General features: G+C 63.4%; 14 protein-coding genes. 8 read left to right on the top strand and 6 right to left on the bottom strand.

What is annotated here, in order from left to right:
- Positions 1-96 precede the first annotated feature (96 nt).
- The 3 genes from LFT47_RS21290 to LFT47_RS21280 form a co-directional block, all read right to left on the bottom strand.
- Complete coding sequence (locus LFT47_RS21290; protein WP_236813913.1) at positions 97-1,770, bottom strand: ABC transporter substrate-binding protein; 1,674 nt, start codon at positions 1,768-1,770, stop codon at positions 97-99.
- Between the two features lie 143 nt (positions 1,771-1,913).
- A complete protein-coding gene (murJ, locus tag LFT47_RS21285; RefSeq protein WP_236813911.1) occupies positions 1,914-3,995 on the bottom strand; it encodes a murein biosynthesis integral membrane protein MurJ in 2,082 nt (693 codons plus the stop codon).
- A gap of 70 nt (positions 3,996-4,065) precedes the next feature.
- A complete protein-coding gene (locus tag LFT47_RS21280) occupies positions 4,066-4,566 on the bottom strand; it encodes an NUDIX hydrolase (RefSeq protein WP_059388857.1) in 501 nt (166 codons plus the stop codon).
- 216 nt (positions 4,567-4,782) lie between these two features.
- Here LFT47_RS21280 and LFT47_RS21275 point away from each other — a divergent pair, with 216 nt between their 5' ends.
- From LFT47_RS21275 to LFT47_RS21255, 5 genes are all read left to right on the top strand, one after another.
- On the top strand, positions 4,783-6,279 hold the full coding sequence (locus LFT47_RS21275; RefSeq protein ID WP_236813909.1) for a CCA tRNA nucleotidyltransferase: 1,497 nt from the start codon (positions 4,783-4,785) through the stop codon (positions 6,277-6,279).
- Between the two features lies 1 nt (position 6,280).
- Entirely contained in the window at positions 6,281-6,865 is a 585-nt protein-coding gene (locus LFT47_RS21270) for a histidine phosphatase family protein (RefSeq protein ID WP_236813907.1), read from the top strand.
- A gap of 581 nt (positions 6,866-7,446) precedes the next feature.
- Positions 7,447-7,587, top strand: coding sequence for a hypothetical protein (locus LFT47_RS21265; RefSeq protein ID WP_172465581.1), 141 nt, complete (start codon positions 7,447-7,449; stop codon positions 7,585-7,587).
- A 192-nt stretch (positions 7,588-7,779) separates the two neighbouring features.
- Entirely contained in the window at positions 7,780-9,351 is a 1,572-nt protein-coding gene (locus LFT47_RS21260; RefSeq protein ID WP_236813905.1) for a glycosyltransferase family 87 protein, read from the top strand.
- The gene (locus tag LFT47_RS21255; RefSeq protein ID WP_236813903.1) at positions 9,344-10,789 is read left to right on the top strand and encodes a phytoene desaturase family protein; all 1,446 of its coding nucleotides are present in this window, start codon (positions 9,344-9,346) and stop codon (positions 10,787-10,789) included. Before LFT47_RS21260 ends, LFT47_RS21255 begins: the two co-directional genes overlap by 8 nt.
- Before the next feature lie 232 nt (positions 10,790-11,021).
- Here the strand turns inward: LFT47_RS21255 and LFT47_RS21250 are convergent, their stop codons facing one another.
- Positions 11,022-11,627, bottom strand: a complete 606-nt coding sequence (locus LFT47_RS21250) for an NAD(P)-dependent oxidoreductase (RefSeq protein WP_236813901.1) — start codon at positions 11,625-11,627, stop codon at positions 11,022-11,024.
- A gap of 82 nt (positions 11,628-11,709) precedes the next feature.
- Here LFT47_RS21250 and LFT47_RS21245 point away from each other — a divergent pair, with 82 nt between their 5' ends.
- Entirely contained in the window at positions 11,710-12,102 is a 393-nt protein-coding gene (locus LFT47_RS21245) for a winged helix-turn-helix transcriptional regulator (protein ID WP_236813899.1), read from the top strand.
- Between the two features lie 198 nt (positions 12,103-12,300).
- Complete coding sequence (locus LFT47_RS21240) at positions 12,301-13,299, top strand: IS481 family transposase (RefSeq protein ID WP_236812636.1); 999 nt, start codon at positions 12,301-12,303, stop codon at positions 13,297-13,299.
- A gap of 17 nt (positions 13,300-13,316) precedes the next feature.
- Here the strand turns inward: LFT47_RS21240 and LFT47_RS21235 are convergent, their stop codons facing one another.
- Both LFT47_RS21235 and LFT47_RS21230 read right to left on the bottom strand, forming a co-directional pair.
- Positions 13,317-14,015, bottom strand: coding sequence for an ABC transporter ATP-binding protein (locus LFT47_RS21235; protein WP_236813889.1), 699 nt, complete (start codon positions 14,013-14,015; stop codon positions 13,317-13,319).
- 39 nt (positions 14,016-14,054) lie between these two features.
- Complete coding sequence (locus LFT47_RS21230; RefSeq protein WP_236813887.1) at positions 14,055-15,146, bottom strand: ABC transporter permease; 1,092 nt, start codon at positions 15,144-15,146, stop codon at positions 14,055-14,057.
- 194 nt (positions 15,147-15,340) lie between these two features.
- Here LFT47_RS21230 and LFT47_RS21225 point away from each other — a divergent pair, with 194 nt between their 5' ends.
- Positions 15,341-16,651 (top strand): sensor histidine kinase, encoded by a 1,311-nt coding sequence (locus LFT47_RS21225; RefSeq protein WP_236813885.1) that lies wholly within the window; start codon positions 15,341-15,343, stop codon positions 16,649-16,651.
- Positions 16,652-16,688 lie beyond the last annotated feature (37 nt).

Here is a 16,688-nt window from a genome sequence, read left to right as displayed (position 1 = left end):
CCCTGTGGCGGTGCGGAATATTCCGATGTTCCCGGGGACCCTAATATCCGCCACCATTCAGGGTACCTTCTGGCAGCGCAGGACTCCCGCCGTTGACTACTGGACCTTGATCTCCGCAAGCCGCAGGCCGAAGCCGTAGCGCGTCTTGGGCGCGGTCAGCTTTGGCAGGGACTTGATGGAGATGATGACGTACTGGGCCGTCACAGGGGAACTGAGCGGCATGGTGAGCTCGGGTGAAGTGAAGCTGTTGGTGCCGACCAATTTGGCGCCGTCCATGGCCGGACGGTCGTTGGTGTAAACGTTGATATTTCCACCGGACGCGCCCAACTGGCTCAATGTGACGGACGTCACTTGTGAGGGGGCTTTGAGCTTGACGAGCAGCGAAACTCCATCAGGAGCGAGTCCACCCCAGTCCGCGGTGGCGAACTCCATGTCCGACCAGTAACTTGCGGCGTTGCCGTCGTAGGCCTTGACCAGGTCCTTGTCGTAGGTCGCGGCGAACTCGAAATCGCCCATCCGACTAACTCCATCAATGACGGGAGGCGCTGCGACCGGGGGTGCTGATGTACTGCTGCTCGGCTGTCCAGTTACCGTTTGAGACGCTGTGGGGGACTGTTTGGCTGCCGGAGTCCCACCGGGGATGAGGTTGCCGAGGTTGGTGACAGCCAGAATCAAACCGACGATCAACACGGCGGCAAGGACCCCACCCACGAGCCAACGGAAGGAACGGGGCTCGCGGACTGGCTCTTCGTCGTAGTATTCGTCCTCGTCGAGGGGCTCGGCTTGCTCACGCGCGGTGGAGGGGAAGCTCGATGCTCCTCGGCTGTATCCGCCGGTAGCGGCGGCCGCATCACGAGTAGCGCCCGCGCCGCGTGCGCCGCCGTCCTCGTTAACGAAGCCGTAGTCGTCTTCGGACCAGAGAGAGACCTTGGATTCCTGGGAGGGGGTCGCGGAGGTGGGCGCCGGAGGGGTGGACGCCGGAACAGCCTGCGTGGCGGGCGCCGCCTGGATTTGCTGGGGAGCGGTCCGGTTCGACTCTGCGGTCCGGTTCGACGTCGCAGACTCGGCGGCCGAAGCGGATCCGGCCCTTCCGGAGGGTGCGGCTTCGCCGTCGCCGCTGGTTGATTTTCCGGCACCCTTTACGGCGGCTGCGGCCGCTGCGGCAGCCGCCCCTGCTCCCGCTGCCGCAGCAGCTATGCGGGAACCGATGCCCCCAGGGGCCGACGTGGGCCGGGCAGCAGGCATGGGAGGAACCACCGGGCGGCGCGGGTCCGCAGGTGCCGCGGCACCCGGCCGCGAGTCGCCGGCGGGATGGGGCTCGACCTCGTCGTAACTGATGTACTCGGCGTCGTGCTCTTCTTCGTCGTACAGTCCGTCGTAGGTCTCGGGTTCGTGGGACCTGGCCTGGCCGAAGATCTCGCTGCCAAGAGTGTCCGTGAAGAACGGTTCGACGTAGGGCGGATTGGTGGCCACCACGAGATCCAGCAGGTCAGGAGCGCTGCTGTGGTTGGTGATGAGGTACGTGGTGCTGTCGCTCACGCCGAGATCGAGGATCTGGACATGGCCGGGCCGTTCCCCAGTGGCTACCTCGCGGGCGCTTTTGGCGACCTGCTCGGCGTTTCCGGGGCCGGCCACGAGGATGCTGACAGGTCTGTTGAGCACCTGGTCCACGCCGTCGAGCACCAGATCTTGGTCGTGCGAAGTCAACACCGTGGCTGTGACTTTGTAGCGGCCGCCAAGCACTGATCCGACATCGATCGGGTGGGACACGGGTTCCTCCTATGACTGTCCGGAAGCTGCGGGTCCTGAATACGGGATCCGGCCAGCCGGGTGACCCGTGGTCTGCAACTACCTGTATTAGTTTCTGATCCTAGCTGATTGGGCCGTTCCGGCTCCCGGTTTGCGAGGATGCGTCACCTTTTGCGGCGGGGTCCACCACGGAAATAGGGGTTGTTTCCCAGGGTCCCTTGATAGGTGCGGCGGCCAGGCAACGGGATGCCTGGGCGGCCTGCGGCCCCTTGCGCGGTGTTGGGGACGTCCTCATCCGGCAGATATGACTTCTCGACGTCGGACCAAGCGTCCACTGTGTCCTTCCCTTCCGCAATGCCTCCATCGGCAAGGCGGTCAGGATCGTGGCCGCCATCCCACCCGTCCTTGGAGGGGATGGTTTGCAAGGCGGGACCGGCGCGGAAGGATGCTGCGTCGAACTCGCCCGAAATGCGCGGAATGAGCCCGGTGTCGTCGGACACTGTGGCGCGGACCGCCGTCGGGGTCTGTTTTCCGCTCGGGAACGGTGTTTTCTCGACTGGAACGCCCCGGCCGAGCCGGCCGAGAACCGGCCGGAGCAAATCGCGCAGCTCACTCACGTGGAAGACGCGCAGCAGGAACAGATACGCAAGCAGCATGACGGGCCCGACGACGACGACCGTCACCAAAGCGGCAGGCCTGCTGCTCCAGGCGAAACCGTCAGCGTGGTAGCTGCCAAGGAGCCACAGAGCCAAAGCGCCGGCGATCGCCGAGCCCAAGGCTGCGTAACCCATGCGAATGTACGAGTTTGCGATCCGCGGGCCGTCCACATGGCCGAGGAGGCGTCGCAGGAACCAGACGCTGATGACCACGGAAAGGATGTTGCCGAGCGTGTACAGGACGGCGATCGCGAAGATGATCCGGCCCACCGGCAGGAACTGGATGATGAACGCGCCCACAACGTTGAGCAGGGCCAACATGAGCTGGATGTAGAAAGGGGTCCGGGCGTCCTCGTTGGCGTAGAAGACGCGGGACATCATGAAGTTGGCGCTCATGAACGGCGTGCTCAGCGCGAGGATCGTCAGCGTCTGGGCGAGCATGACACCGTCCTGGGGCTTCCCGCCGGAGAAGAACATGCCCAGCGGTCCGGCGAGGGCGAACAGGGCCAGGGCCCCGAAGACAGTGGCGACGGCCATGGTCCGCAGTCCGTGTGAAAGGGCCTCGCGCAACTCGGCCTTGTTGCCTGCCTGGGAGGCATGGGCCATGCGGTTGAAGAGCACCGTGGCGAGCGACAACGCAATGATCGAGTGCGGAAGCAGGTACAGCTGACTTGCGACTTCCAGGACCGCGTTACCGGGGAGGGTGGCGGCCGCGGGGTCCTGCGCATGCTCCAGGCGGAGCCGCTCGGAACCGGGAATCGTCGCGATCCTCATGACGTAAAGGAAAGCGAGCTGCCCGACGGCGGCGGTCAGGAGCGTCCAGACGCTCAATTTCGCTGCCTGGCCCAGTCCCACGCCCCTCCAGCCGAAGCGCGGCCGCAGCCCGAGCCGCAGACGGATCACCGGGACGAGGAGTATGGCGGTCTGCGCTAATACGCCGACAGTGGAGAATCCGGCGATCAGGAAGGTCTGGAAAGGCCCCCAATTGTCCAAGGTGTGGGGGTTGGTGTTGTTGGCGCCGAGGATCCAGATGAACATGCCCAGTCCTGCGATGGCCACCACATTGTTCAGGATCGGCGCCCACATGGCGGGGCCGAAGGCGCCGTTGGCGTTCAGGACCTGGGTCAGGAGCGCATACAAACCGTAGAAGAAGATCTGCGGCAGGCAATAGAACGCAAACGTTACGGCCAGCGATTTCTGCTGGGGTGAATAGCCCTGCGTAGTGAGATCGATGACCATCGGCGCAGCCAGTGTGACCAGCGCCGTGAGCGTCAAGAGAACCAGCACGGCCAAGGTCAGGAGCCGGCTGATGTAGTCCGCACCGCGGTCCGGGCCCTTGCTCGCTTTGATGATTTGCGGGACCAGCACGGCGTTGAACACGCCGCCCGCCACCAGGAGGAAGATCAGGTTGGGCAGGTTGTTGGCGTTGATGAAGGTGTCATTGACCGTCGATCCCAGGCCCAGTGCGGCGCCAAGCATCCAGGTTTTGGCGAAGCCGAGGAACCGTGAAACGAGCGTCCCCGCGGCCATGACGGCGCTGGAACGTGTTTCTCCGGACTGGGGTGACTGGGTTGTTTTGGCGGCAGACATTGTCATTATCGTCCCATGAGCCGGGCTGCCCGGTGCGTCAAACCGGCGTCAGGCGGTGGGAAAGGCTGCGTTAGAGGTGTTCGGGCAGGACTTCCCGGGCAAGATCGGCGATACGCCGCTCATTGGGAAAGGACAGTTTGCGGGCCAATTCCTGGAGGGGAACCCAGGCGGCATCGATGGCCTCTTGATCGGGATCGTTCTCGATGGTCAGCTCTCCACCGGTCGCCCGCAAGAGGAAATGGTGGACGGTTTTGTGGACCCGGTGCCCGCTCACGGTGAACCAGTAGTCGATGCTGCCGAGGGGAGCGAGGACGTTGCCTTCGATCCCGGTCTCCTCGGCAATCTCGCGAACGGCTGCTTCTTCGTTGTTTTCCTTGCCCTCCGGATGGCCCTTCGGAAGGCACCACTCGAGCCGGCCACCCCTATTAAGGCGGGCAATGATCGCAACCCTTAGTTCGCCGTCGGACGTGTCTACAACGACGCCGCCTGCGGAGACTTCCTCCACCGTCGGAAGGGCCGCCTGGGCCGGGTGCGGGGCGGGCGCGACGTGGGCACCAATTGCCGACGGCAATGGTGCGTTCGTCCTCCTGCCAGGAGCACTCGGGATCGGGTTGGCCATGAAGTCCACTCTAACGACTCTTGCCCGTTGGTGATGACCGGGACATGGACTCGCGGTGACGTACGGATGGCGTTCGGCCGTGATCCCGGTGCCGCCGCCACGCAATCGCAGCGCAATGACAAGGATCCGGTGGGATGGCGCAGCGAAATCTGACAAGCTTAAGGAACTATGGCGCAAGTATTGGACAGTTCTTCAGTTAATTTCCAGATGGATCCAGTGGTCCTGGACCTCGGGCAGCGTTTTGTGGACGCTGGATTCGAACTGTCGCTGGTTGGCGGGCCGGTGCGGGACCTTTTCCTCGGCCGCGTCTCGCCGGACCTGGATTTCACCACTGACGCCACTCCGGACCAGACCCTTTCCATCATCAAGAGATGGGCCGACAATTTCTGGGAGATCGGCCGCGCCTTTGGAACGATCGGAATGAAGAAGTCCGGCTTCCAGATTGAGATCACGACGTACCGGGCCGAGGCCTACGACGCCGATTCCCGCAAGCCGGCGGTGGCCTTTGGCTCCTCGCTGCTGGACGATCTCCTACGCCGCGACTTCACTATCAATGCCATGGCGCTCCGGCTGCCCTCCCTGGAACTCGTGGATCCGTTCGGCGGGGTCCGCGACCTCCATGCCTCGGTCCTCGCAACACCGGGAGCACCGGAATCATCATTTTCCGACGATCCTCTGCGCATGATGCGAGCTGCCCGCTTCGCTGCGCAGCTCGGCGTTGCGGTGCACGACGACGTCCGCCTCGCAATGTCCGGCATGGCCGAGCGGATCAAGATCATTTCCGCCGAGCGTGTGCGCGAGGAGCTCGTCAAGCTGATTAATGGTGCGCATCCGCGCGCGGGCATCGACCTCCTCGTGGATACCGGACTAGCCGAATTCGTCCTGCCCGAGGTTTCTGCGCTGCGCCTTGAAGCCGATGAGCACCACCGGCACAAGGACGTCTACCAGCATTCCCTGCAGGTCCTGGAGCAGGCCGCGTCGCTCGAGACCGGCCCGGACGGCCCGGTGCCTGGCCCGGACTTTGTATTGCGCTTCGCCGCGCTGATGCACGACGTCGGAAAGCCCGCGACGCGCCGTTTCGAACCCGGCGGCGCGGTGAGCTTCCGCCACCACGACATGGTGGGCTCCAAACTGACTGCAAAACGCATGAAGGCCCTGCGCTTCGACAATGACACCATCAAAGCCGTGGCTCGGCTTGTGGAACTCCACATGCGTTTCTACGGCTACGGAGACGCGGGTTGGACCGATTCCGCCGTCCGCCGCTACGTGGCAGACGCGGGCCCCTTGTTGGAGCGTCTGCACCGACTCACCCGGTCCGACGTCACCACACGTAACCAGCGCAAGGCGGAGCGGCTTTCCTTTGCCTACGATGACCTTGAGCAACGGATTGAGGTCCTGGCCGAACAGGAATCGCTCAATGCCATCCGGCCGGACTTGGACGGAGCGCAGATCATGGCTTTGCTGGGACTCAAGCCCGGACCCGTGGTTGGTCGCGCCTATAAGTTCCTCCTGGAGGAGCGCATGGAAAACGGTCCGCTGTCCCAGGAGGATGCCGAGTCCAAGCTCGTGGCGTGGTGGGCCGGGCAACCCGAGGCCGCCGTCGAACTTTCATCGGAACCAGCCGTCGATGCCAAAGCAGGCACCGCCGAACCAGAGGAGTCCTGAAGTGAACCCTGCAGCCAAGCCTTCCCGGCCACAGCTCTGGATCATGCGTCACGGGGAGACCGAATGGTCCAAGAGCGGCCAATACACCGGTTTGACGGACCTTCCCTTGACGGTGGAAGGCGAACAGCAGGCGGTGGAAGCCCGCAAGATCTTGGAAGGCATCGACTTCGACATGGTCCTGACATCGCCGCTGCGCCGGGCCCGGCGTACCGCGGAGTTGGCGGGCTTCCCCGACGCCGTTCATGAACCGCTCGCTGTGGAGTGGAACTACGGCGACTACGAAGGCATCAGCTCGGACCTCATCCGCAAGGACAACCCGGACTACCTCATCTGGTTCGACGGCGTTCCCAACGGCGAGACTCTCGACTCCGTGGCAGCCCGTGCCGACAAGATCATTGCACGCGTCCTCGAGTCTGGAATGGACAACGTCCTGATTGTGGCGCACGGGCATTTTTCCCGCATCCTCACGGCCCGCTGGCTTGAATTGGATGCCCGGGAAGGCCGCCACTTTGTCCTGGGGACAGCCAAAGTTTGCACTTTGGGTTGGGACAAGCGGACGCCTGCCATTCTTCGCTGGGGACTGTAGGAAGAATTAATTTCTAAATTGTTTGTAATTGGCTGGTCAACAGCGCGATTCATGGTGTAACTTTATTTTTGATCCCAGAGCGATCCGCCGGGATTGAGGCGTGCACTACCCAGTCAGTCAGCTGCGGTAGGGCCAAAGCAGAAAAGGAGGTTGGGAAAATGATTACTTTGACTAGCGGATGGAAGATGACCGTTGCTGGCACCCCGGCCTTCGCTGCTCGACGCCGTTTTGCGGCCTAACTCCCCCTGATGTACTTACTCCCCTGATTATTTGGGGCAGTTCACGGTGCAATCAGGCTCCGAGTTGGGCCTGCCATTGAGCGGTATCACGCGATTGACGTGGTGCGCAGTTTCCTCATAGTTCGGAACCAGCTTCTTGTTGGGGACGGCTGCCTTGGATGCCACGTACCGGAACTCCACGCTTCGGTATTGTTTACGGTCATTCGATAAATCCGCTTAATCCACCCATCCTTGCCCGGCAGTCACATGCCTAATTCTGCCGCTGTTTTCTTCGAATTCAGTGGGCTTAATTGTCATTCCCGAATTCCGGCAATTCTCTTCAAAACGAAAGGAGGTGAACCCTTGGCCAAGCGCCTCAAGGACCTGATGGTCTTCAACGGCAAGCCCGTCGTCAAAGACAAGACGCTCTTCAACGGGCAACTGCTGGACCAACGCCGGGAAGACGTCTACGTCGTCCTGCACCAAATGGGCATCATCCGCTGAGTGTCCCCACCACTGCAATTCAGGAGGGACTGATGGCACACATCGGACAGTTCGCCCCGGAAGCCCACGCGGCTATGCGTGGGCTTCCGCCTTTTAATGCGGGAGGTCGGCTTAACGCGGGAGGTCTGCGCGGGGCTGTCCACCGCGGCTTCCTGGAGCCTGATCGCCGGGCCTGAAGGTAAGCTCGATTCCATGCAGGAGACGAAGCCGCACAGCCAGGAAAAGCGTGCGCGCTTTGTGGTTCCCAGCCGTAGTGATTCCTTGCTCAGGAACTTCACCGAGTTGATCGGAGGACCTCTTGGGCAGCGGTCCTCCCCCGGGGCCGTCTCCCCGGGATTCTTCACCGTTGAACGGGTCCTGATTATCCTCACGATCGTTGCGGCACTCCTGTCGATCTTGATCAAGGGCTACTGCCGCGTTAACGGTTGGCACACTCCCCAGCAGTTCTACGCCACCTGCTACTCGGATTTCCCCGAACTTTTCAGCAGCCGGGGCCTTGCGGACGGCGTGTTTCCGATCTTCGATCAGAAAGCCCTGTTCGAATATCCCGTGATCACGGGGCTGATTGCGGGTGTCACTGCATGGCTCGTACCGGGGCACGGTGCCAGCCCCGAACGGATCCTTGGCTATTTCGACGTGAACGCGACCCTGATTGCGGCCATGTGGATCGTGGTGGTCCTGGCCACCGTGCGCATCAACCGGCGCCGGCCGTGGGACGCTGCCATGGTGGCCCTGGCACCCGGGATCGTGCTGGCCGGAGTCATCAATTGGGACATGTGGGCCGTGGCGATGCTCGCGGTGGGGATGTACTTCTTCGCAAAGGAACGTCCCGTCCTGGCCGGTCTGTTCATCGGTTTGGGGACAGCGACCAAGCTCTATCCGCTGCTCATACTGGGCGCAATCTTTGTACTCGCGCTACGCAGCGGCCGGCTGCGGGTCCTGTTTGTGACCACCCTGTCCGCCACGGTGGCCTGGCTCGCAGTCAATGTCCCGGTCGTAGTCGCCAACCCGGCCGGCTGGCGCTACTTCTTCGACTACACCCGTGATCGCCCAGCTGGATACAGCTCGCCGTGGTTCGCCTACAACCTCGTCGCAGAACGCCTTCAACTGGTCCAGCTTGGCCCGGAGACCATCAATGCCCTGGCGATGGACATGTTCCTCATTGCCTGCGTATTGATTGCCGGATTGGCTTTGACAGCGCCGCGGCGCCCGCGGCTGGCCCAGTTGACATTTCTGATAGTGGCAGCTTTCATCTTGAGCAATAAGGTCTATTCGCCCCAATATGTCCTTTGGCTGGTGCCATTGCTGACTTTGGCCAGACCCCGCTGGCGTGATTTCCTGCTCTGGCAGGCGGCCGAGGCGTTGCATTGGACCGCCACGTGGATGTATCTGGGCCAGACGACCAGTGGCGGAGCCGCGCAGAACAACATCGATATGCCGTACTACGTCATGTCCGTCACGCTACACACGACCGCAACGGCATATTTGATGTTGAGGGTTGCATGGGACATCTGGGAACCCCACCTGGATCCCCTCCGGGTCCACGGTGTGGACGACCCCCACGGTGGCGTGTTCAACGGCGCGGAGGATTGGTTCCGGATTGACCTCAAGAACCCGGCGGCATCTGTGCTGCCTTGGCGGCGCGATGCCTTGAACGGCGCGGATGGTGAGTCCGCGCGAGACGCGCAATCCGGGCTCGATACGCCCAAACCCTCCCACGACTCAGTGGCCTCTCCACGCAGCGAGGCCGAACGCGATGGCTGAGGTCGCCGTCGTCGGCTCCGGACCTAACGGCTTGGCCGCCGCGGTAGTCATGGCCCGGGCGGGTCTGGCTGTGCGGGTGTATGAGGCCGCCGAGACGATCGGTGGGGGAACACGGACAGCTGAGCTGCTGAAACCGGGGCACGTCCACGATGTATGTTCCGCGGTCCATCCGATGGCCCTGGCTTCGCGCTTCTTCCGGGAGTTTGAACTCGAGCGGCGCGTGGAGCTGCGCTTGCCGGAAGTCCAATACGGAACTCCGCTCGACGGCGGCAGGGCAGCCCTCGCGTATCGCTCGCTGGAGCGGACCGCTTCTGAGCTAGGGCCTGACGGATCTGCTTTCACCCGCCTGATGGGACCGCTGGTGGAGCGGCTGGACGGGGTGCTGGACGTGACGCAGAACCAACTGCTGAGGATCCCGGCCGATCCGGTGGCGGCGTTACGACTTGGGTTGGCGACCCTGGAGCAGGGTTCGCCGTGGTGGAACCGGCGCTTCTCGGGGGAAGCGGCTCCCGCACTCCTGACCGGGGTCGCGGCGCACGCTGTGGGGCCGCTTCCTTCGCTCGCCGCCGCGGGGGCGGGACTCCTCCTGGGGGCGTTGGCTCATGCCGGCGGGTGGCCTATTCCCGTTGGTGGCTCTGTGGCTATAGCGGAGGCCATGGTCCGGGACATCGAGGCCCACGGCGGAGTGATTGAGACCGGCGTGCAGATCCATTCCCTCGAAGAGCTGCGCCCCGCGAAGGCCATCCTGTTGGACGTTGCGCCGCCTGGACTGCTGCGTATGGCCGGTTCGGCGATTCCCGACCGCTATAGGCGGTCGCTGGAAGCATTCCGGTTCGGGAATGCAGCGTGCAAGGTGGATTTCATCCTCTCCGGGCCGGTGCCCTGGGCAGCTCAAGGTCTGACCGCCGCCGGGACGGTCCATGTCGGTGGCACGCGTGGCGCCATGGCCGAGGCCGAGAACCTGGTAGCGGCCGGCCGACATCCCGCGAAGCCCTACATCCTCGTTGCCCAGCCATCCATTGTGGATCCCGGGCGCGCTCCCGTCGGGCGGCACATTCTCTGGTCCTATTGCCACGTGCCCAAAGGATCGACTGTGGACATGGCCGAGGCGGTCATCTCCAGGATTGAGGAATTCGCGCCCGGCTTCCGCGACGTGGTGATCGGCTGGAAAACGATGACAGCGGCAGGCTTGGCGGAATACAACGCGAACTATGTTGGCGGAGACTTTAGTGCAGGACTGATGGACCCTCGGGGATTGGTGCAGCGTCCCGTGTTTTCGACGGTGCCATGGCGGACGCCGATTCCAGGGGTGTATCTGTGTTCATCCTCAACGCCCCCAGGGCCCGGAGTAACAGGAATGCCCGGGTATCACGCTGCGAAATATGCCTTGAAGGACATGTTCAGACTGCAGATACCCGGGCTTGGCCTGGGCAGTTAACCTCCCCCGACGCTCGCTCACATATCTGCCTTTTTTCCTCGACGCTGGCTCACATATGTGCCCATTTTCCCGGACGCTCGCTCGCTCAGGTATCCAAGGGATCCGTGTGTTCATCCAGAGGTGAGCGAGCGTCCGGAGTTGGGCCGTCATATGTGAGCGAGCGTCCGGAGTTGGGCCGTCATAGGTGAGCGAGCGTTGGGAAATTGACGGTCATAGGTGAGCGAGCGTTGGGTTAGTTGGCTGCGGTGAAACGGGCGCGGCGGTGGGCCGGAGTTTCGATTTCGTCCAACATGGCGACCGCATAGTCCTGGGTGGAGATGGTGTTGCCGGCAGGAGAATCCGTGGCAGTGGAGTATTTTCCCGTGCGCTCACCTGGCTGGATGACGGGCGCGGGCGCGAGTACGGTCCAGTCCAGGCTCTCGGGAGCTTCCTTGACGGCGGCGAAAGCTGCGGCCGCGGTGGTGGCCTCGGCCTTGTAGACCTCGGGGAAGTCGGGCGAATCGAGGAGGCGGACGCCGTCGATCTCCAGCGTGCCTGCGCCGCCGACGATCATCAGGCGCGTGCCTTCGGCGTTGCTGTAGGCGGTGTCCATTGCCGCAAGCCATTCTCCGTGGTCACCGCCGGTGCGGCTCGGGCCGGTGGCGAGGATGACGGCGTCGTGCTCTTTGGCGATCGCCGCGAAACTCTGGCCATCCGCTTGATCGGCGGCGAGGGCCTTCGCTCCGGCAACCTCTGAACCCTTGCGGGAGATGGCGGTGACTTCGTGGCCGCGGGTGAGGGATTCGTTGACGATCTGGCTTCCGACCATGCCAGTGGCGCCGTAAACTGCGATTTTCATGACTCTCCTTGGGTTGCTATCCTTGCAATATCAAAACAGTATCTAATTGATACTGAGAGCTTCAAAGGAACTTAGTTACCTCATGGATACCAATGACCTGCCGGCGAACATCCTCGACCCTGATTGCCCGTCTCGAGTGGTCTTTCAGCGCATCGGCGACAAATGGGCCTCGTTGGTGGTCCAGGTCCTCGCGGACGGCCCCATCCGTTTTTCCGAGCTTCGCAAGATGGTCCACGTGGTGACGCCCAAGGTGCTCACCCAGACCCTTCGCACCCTGGAGCGCGACGGTCTCATCACCCGGACGGTCCACGCGCAGGTGCCCCCGCGCGTCGACTATGAACTGACCGAGCTTGGAGCTTCCCTGTTGGAGCCGTTGACCCTCTTGCGTCTCTGGGCGGAGGACCACGTGCCCAGCATTCTCAAGGCCCGCGATGCCTATGACGATGCCCAGGACGACGCTTTGATCCGCGACTGACCCTTCCGGCCTTCGCCAACTGACTCGCAAAAGATGTCGTTTTGAGGGCTCAAAACGACATCTAATGCGAGCTAGTTGTACTGCCCAGGGACATTGGTTGAAGTCGTGTGAGAACACGGCATAGATTTCCGGCATGACGAAGGCCTCCCGGTGTGGAGTGGAGCTGTCTAAGAACCGCTGCTCACCCAGGAGGCCTTCGTGTCCCACGCTAACGCAACACTGACCTCAAAAACCCGTTTGAAGCTCGCCAAATTGGTCGTCCACGAGCACTGGACGATCTCCGAGGCAGCGAAGATGTTCATGGTGTCCTGGCCCACGGCCAAGCGCTGGGTCCAGCGCTACCTCGACCACGGAGCCGCGGGCATGCAGGACAGGTCCTCACGGCCGCACCATAGCCCGGCCAGGACACCGCAGGCGTTGGTGAAACGCATCGTGGCACTTCGGTGGCGCAAACGACTGGGACCGGTGCAGATCGCCGGCAGGCTGGGAATCGCGGCGTCAACTGTTCACGCAGTCCTGGTCCGCTGCCGGATCAACAGGCTGCGCTACATCGACCGGGTGACCGGCGAACCAATCCGCCGCTATGAACACCAATCCCCGGGAGAGCTGCTCCACGTCGACGTCACCAAGTTCGGCAACATCCCCGACGGCGGAGGCCACCGATACCTCGGCCGGCAAGAAGGCGGGAAGAACTCCCGGGCCTCAGCCAGCCGCAACGGCCTGCCCCGCTCGGGCAAACACCCCCGCAACGGCACCGCCTACGTGCACACCGTCATCGATGACTACTCCCGGGTGGCCTACGCCGAGATCCACCACAACGAGAAGGCCGTAACCGCGATCGCCGTGCTGCGCCGCGCCGTGGCCTGGTTCGCCGACCGCGGCATCACCACCAAACGGGTGCTCTCCGACAACGGATCCGCCTACGTCTCCAAGGCCTGGACCCACGCCTGCGAGGAACTGGGCATCACACCGAAACGCACACGACCCTACCGGCCCCAAACCAACGGCAAGATCGAACGGTTCCACCGCACCCTCAACGACGGCTGGGCCTACGCCAAGTTCTACCCCACCGAAACAGCACGCCGCGACGCCCTACCGGCCTGGATCCACTACTACAATCACCACAGGCCCCACACCGCCACCGGGAACAAACCACCCCTCAGCCGGTTGACCAACCTCCCTGGGCAGTACAGCTAGTTGGGTGGCGGTGGGGACTAGTTGGTTGGGCCGACGGGTACGCCGGAACCGAGGCGCCCGTCCCGCATGGTCGCGACCGAATCGGTGAGCGGCAGAAACTCGGTGTCGTGCGTGACCATGACGGTCGCCGTCGAGAATTCGTCCGTGACCTGCCGCAGAAGCCGCACGATCGATTCACTGCGCTCGTGATCCAAGGCAGCCGTCGGCTCGTCGACAAGCAGCACCCTGGGCTGGCCCATGAGCGCCCTCGCGATGTTTACGCGCTGCCGCTGGCCTCCGGAGAGCTGGTGCGGCCGCTTGTTGAGTGAAGTCCCGAGCCCGACGACGTCGAGCAGTTCCGTAGCGCGCTTTCGTGCCTTAGCGGCCGGCTTCCCCCGGAAATGGTCTCCGATGATCAGCTGCTCGACGGCGGTCAGGGAGGGCAGGAGGTTGGGTTGCTGGAAGATGATGCCCACCTTTTCCCGGCGCAGGGAAGTGAGTTCAGTGTCCTTGAGCCCGGTGGCATCCGTGCCGTCGATGATGACGAGCCCGGAACCTGGCCGGACCAGTGTTGCAGCCACCGCCAGAAGCGAGGACTTCCCAGAGCCGGACGGCCCCACGAGGGAAAAGAATTCACCTGCGTCGACGCGGAGATCCACCGCGTCCAGGGCCTTGAGGGTGGAGTCCCCGTCGGGGTATTCCAGGGTGACGTTGACGAGGTTTAATGTGGAGTTCATGAATATGCCTTTCGTGGAATATTAACTGTTCGGAATGGCCTAGTTGCCGCCGAGGGCGATCAGCGGATCCACTCGGGTGATGCTGCGTACGGCAACCGCTGCACCGCCAAGGCCGAGGATCACGATCCCGGCAATCGGGACGAGCGTAGTCAGCGGAGTCACGAGGAACGGGGCCGCCTTGGCGGCGAAGAAGCCGCCCAGCATGCCTAGGCCGCCACCCAGTCCCGCGCCGGCGAGCAGGACGATTCCCGCTTGGACCAGCGCGTCCCGCACCACGTAGCCCGACGAGGCGCCCATAGCCTTGAGCACCGCGATGTCCCGTATTCGCTGAACAGTCCAGACGGTCAGGAAAGCCACGATGACAAGCGCCGAGATGCCGTAGAGGAAAGCCTGCATGAGCATCAGGGAGCCGTTTTCGCTCTTGTAGGAGCCGAGGGCCTGGAATGAGCCGCTCGGGGTGGCGCTGACAGTCCCGGCCACCGCATTGGCGGCGTCGAGGTCCACGGAGGCACCGGCGTCGTACGTCACCGCGAGGACCGTTCCGATGGATGCCCCGGCAGGAATATGTGCGAGTTTCTGCCATGTAGGCAGGGAGGTCCAGACGACTCCGGTGTGCGAATACCACTCGTCCCTGGTGACGGCCGAAACCGTCAGGTTGGTACCGCCTACGGTCACGCGGGTCCCGATAGTCAGCTTGAGTTCCTTCGCCAAGGACTCCCCGACCACCACCTCGCCGTCCTTGACCGCCACCGGCGAGATGCCGCCGTCGGCCCCGAAGACCGCGACGTTGGCTGTGCCCGCGGCATTATTGGAGGAATCGAGCGACTGGAACCGCGTCTGACTGATACCCACGGCTTCGGCAGAAGCAACACCCGGCCGGTTCCGCCAGGCTTCGAGCTGCTTGTTGGACACTTCCGATTCCGTATAAGACGCCTTGGCCTCGCCCCCGGCGGGCGCGCCGAAGGCGATTTGCTGCGCTGGAAGGCCTGCAATGGCCGACGTCGACTGGTTGCCGAGGCCCGCGGTCAGTCCGGAGAGCATGACGAGAAGGAGTGTGATGAGGGCGACGACGCATCCCATGAGGGCGAAGCGGCCCTTGGCGAAGCGGATGTCGCGCACTGCGAGAAACATGGAATTCCTTTGGTTCGGAGGCGATCTTCTGGTCCGGTTTCAACTCTCCGGGCAGTTGGCGCGTGAAACATCAGGAGGTGGATGGACTCATCCGATCGCCTTGGTTGACCCGCGGATCAACCTTTTGGTTGATTGGGCCCGGATACCGCGGAATCGGGGCAAAAGTGTCGGCGGGCGAGGCTACGCTGGAGGGCATGCAGGGAGACGATTTGCCGCAAGCCACCGCGCAGTATCCCAGTGGGTCCGCCGTGATTTTGCGTGTCCTGCGCGTCAGCCTGCATGTCGGTTTTGCGGTGCTTTTGTTGGTGGCAGTCGTCAGGCTTGCGGTCGCGGGACTTTCGTCATTCGCCACCTGGGCGGGTCTGTTACTTGCCCTGTTTCTTGCCGGCGTCTACCTTGCGGGGACGGTCCTCGAAAAGCGACACGCTGCCAATTCCGATCGTTTCGACCCGAAGCCTTACGCGCGCTGGTGGCTCGCCGTCGTCGGTTTCCTGTGGCTGTTGCTCATGCTCATCAGTCCGGACTTCGCTTGGATAGCTTTCCCGTTGTTCTTCCTGCAACTGCATATCCTCCCGCGGCGCGTCGCCCTGCCCGCCATAGCGGCCAGCACCGCACTCCTGATTGCGGCCATGTGGTTCCATAACCGTGGTGCCGGGGCGGATGCCTTGCAACTTGCCATGGTCCTCGGGCCTGTTTTCGGGGCCGCCTTCGCGGTTGTCACCGGCCTGGCGTATCGGGCGCTGTACGTCGAGGCGGAGAACCAACGACTTGCCGCCGAGGAATTGCGCCGCACCCGGGCCGAGCTGTCACGCAGCCAGCACGACGCCGGCGCGCTTGCCGAGCGCGAAAGACTCGCCCGCGAAATCCACGACACCCTGGCGCAGGGATTCTCAAGCATCGTCCTGATGGGGCGCTCGGCGGAGAAGGCCCTCGAGGCCGGTGACAACGCCGCGGCCCGCGACCGCCTCAGGACAGTCCGGGAGACAGCAGCCGGCAACCTGGCGGAGGCACGCAATTTCGTCCGCGGACTCGGATCCCCTGAGCTGGCCGAGTCCGGCCTGGCAGGCACTCTCCGGCGCCTGTGCACCAAGACCGAGGCCGAGGCCGCCGCACGCGGAGCCACGTTGCATTGCCGCTTCGAGCTCCAGGGCACGCCGGTGGCGCTTCCCAACCCCTACCAAACCACCTTGTTGCGGGCGGCTCAGTCTTCCCTCGCGAACGTGTGGGCGCATGCCCAGGCGAGCACCGCCGTCGTCACCCTGTCCTTCCTGGACGCCGAGGTGACCATGGACGTGTTCGACGACGGCGCGGGCTTCGATCCCGTAGCGGCCGCTGCCGAGCCAACCCGCGGTGACGGAACCGGCGTCGGGCTCAAAAGCCTGCGCGAGCGGCTCGCTGCCCTGAACGGAACGCTCGACGTCGAGTCGGCTCCCGGCGAGGGGACCGTGGTGGCAATCCGGCTGCCGTTGGGGACTGGCAACCCGGCTTCGGAGGCGTCTCCGTGAAGAACAACATCAGGGTCTTGCTCGTTGATGATCATCC

This window comes from Arthrobacter sp. FW306-2-2C-D06B (assembly GCF_021789175.1).
Lineage (GTDB): Bacteria > Actinomycetota > Actinomycetes > Actinomycetales > Micrococcaceae > Arthrobacter.
Note: the sequence above shows the minus strand (reverse complement) of the source record. Positions and strands in the feature narration are given on the sequence as shown.

Excerpts from the sequence above, each read along its gene's own strand:
- LFT47_RS21275 (WP_236813909.1), top strand. The coding sequence starts at position 4,783 with ATGGCGCAAGTATTGGACAGTTCTTCAGTTAATTTCCAGATGGATCCA.
- LFT47_RS21230 (WP_236813887.1), bottom strand. The coding sequence starts at position 15,146 with ATGTTTCTCGCAGTGCGCGACATCCGCTTCGCCAAGGGCCGCTTCGCC.
- LFT47_RS21260 (WP_236813905.1), top strand. The coding sequence starts at position 7,780 with ATGCAGGAGACGAAGCCGCACAGCCAGGAAAAGCGTGCGCGCTTTGTG.
- LFT47_RS21245 (WP_236813899.1), top strand. The coding sequence starts at position 11,710 with ATGGATACCAATGACCTGCCGGCGAACATCCTCGACCCTGATTGCCCG.
- LFT47_RS21235 (WP_236813889.1), bottom strand. The coding sequence starts at position 14,015 with ATGAACTCCACATTAAACCTCGTCAACGTCACCCTGGAATACCCCGAC.
- LFT47_RS21255 (WP_236813903.1), top strand. The coding sequence starts at position 9,344 with ATGGCTGAGGTCGCCGTCGTCGGCTCCGGACCTAACGGCTTGGCCGCC.
- LFT47_RS21250 (WP_236813901.1), bottom strand. The coding sequence starts at position 11,627 with ATGAAAATCGCAGTTTACGGCGCCACTGGCATGGTCGGAAGCCAGATC.
- murJ (WP_236813911.1), bottom strand. The coding sequence starts at position 3,995 with ATGTCTGCCGCCAAAACAACCCAGTCACCCCAGTCCGGAGAAACACGT.
- LFT47_RS21225 (WP_236813885.1), top strand. The coding sequence starts at position 15,341 with ATGCAGGGAGACGATTTGCCGCAAGCCACCGCGCAGTATCCCAGTGGG.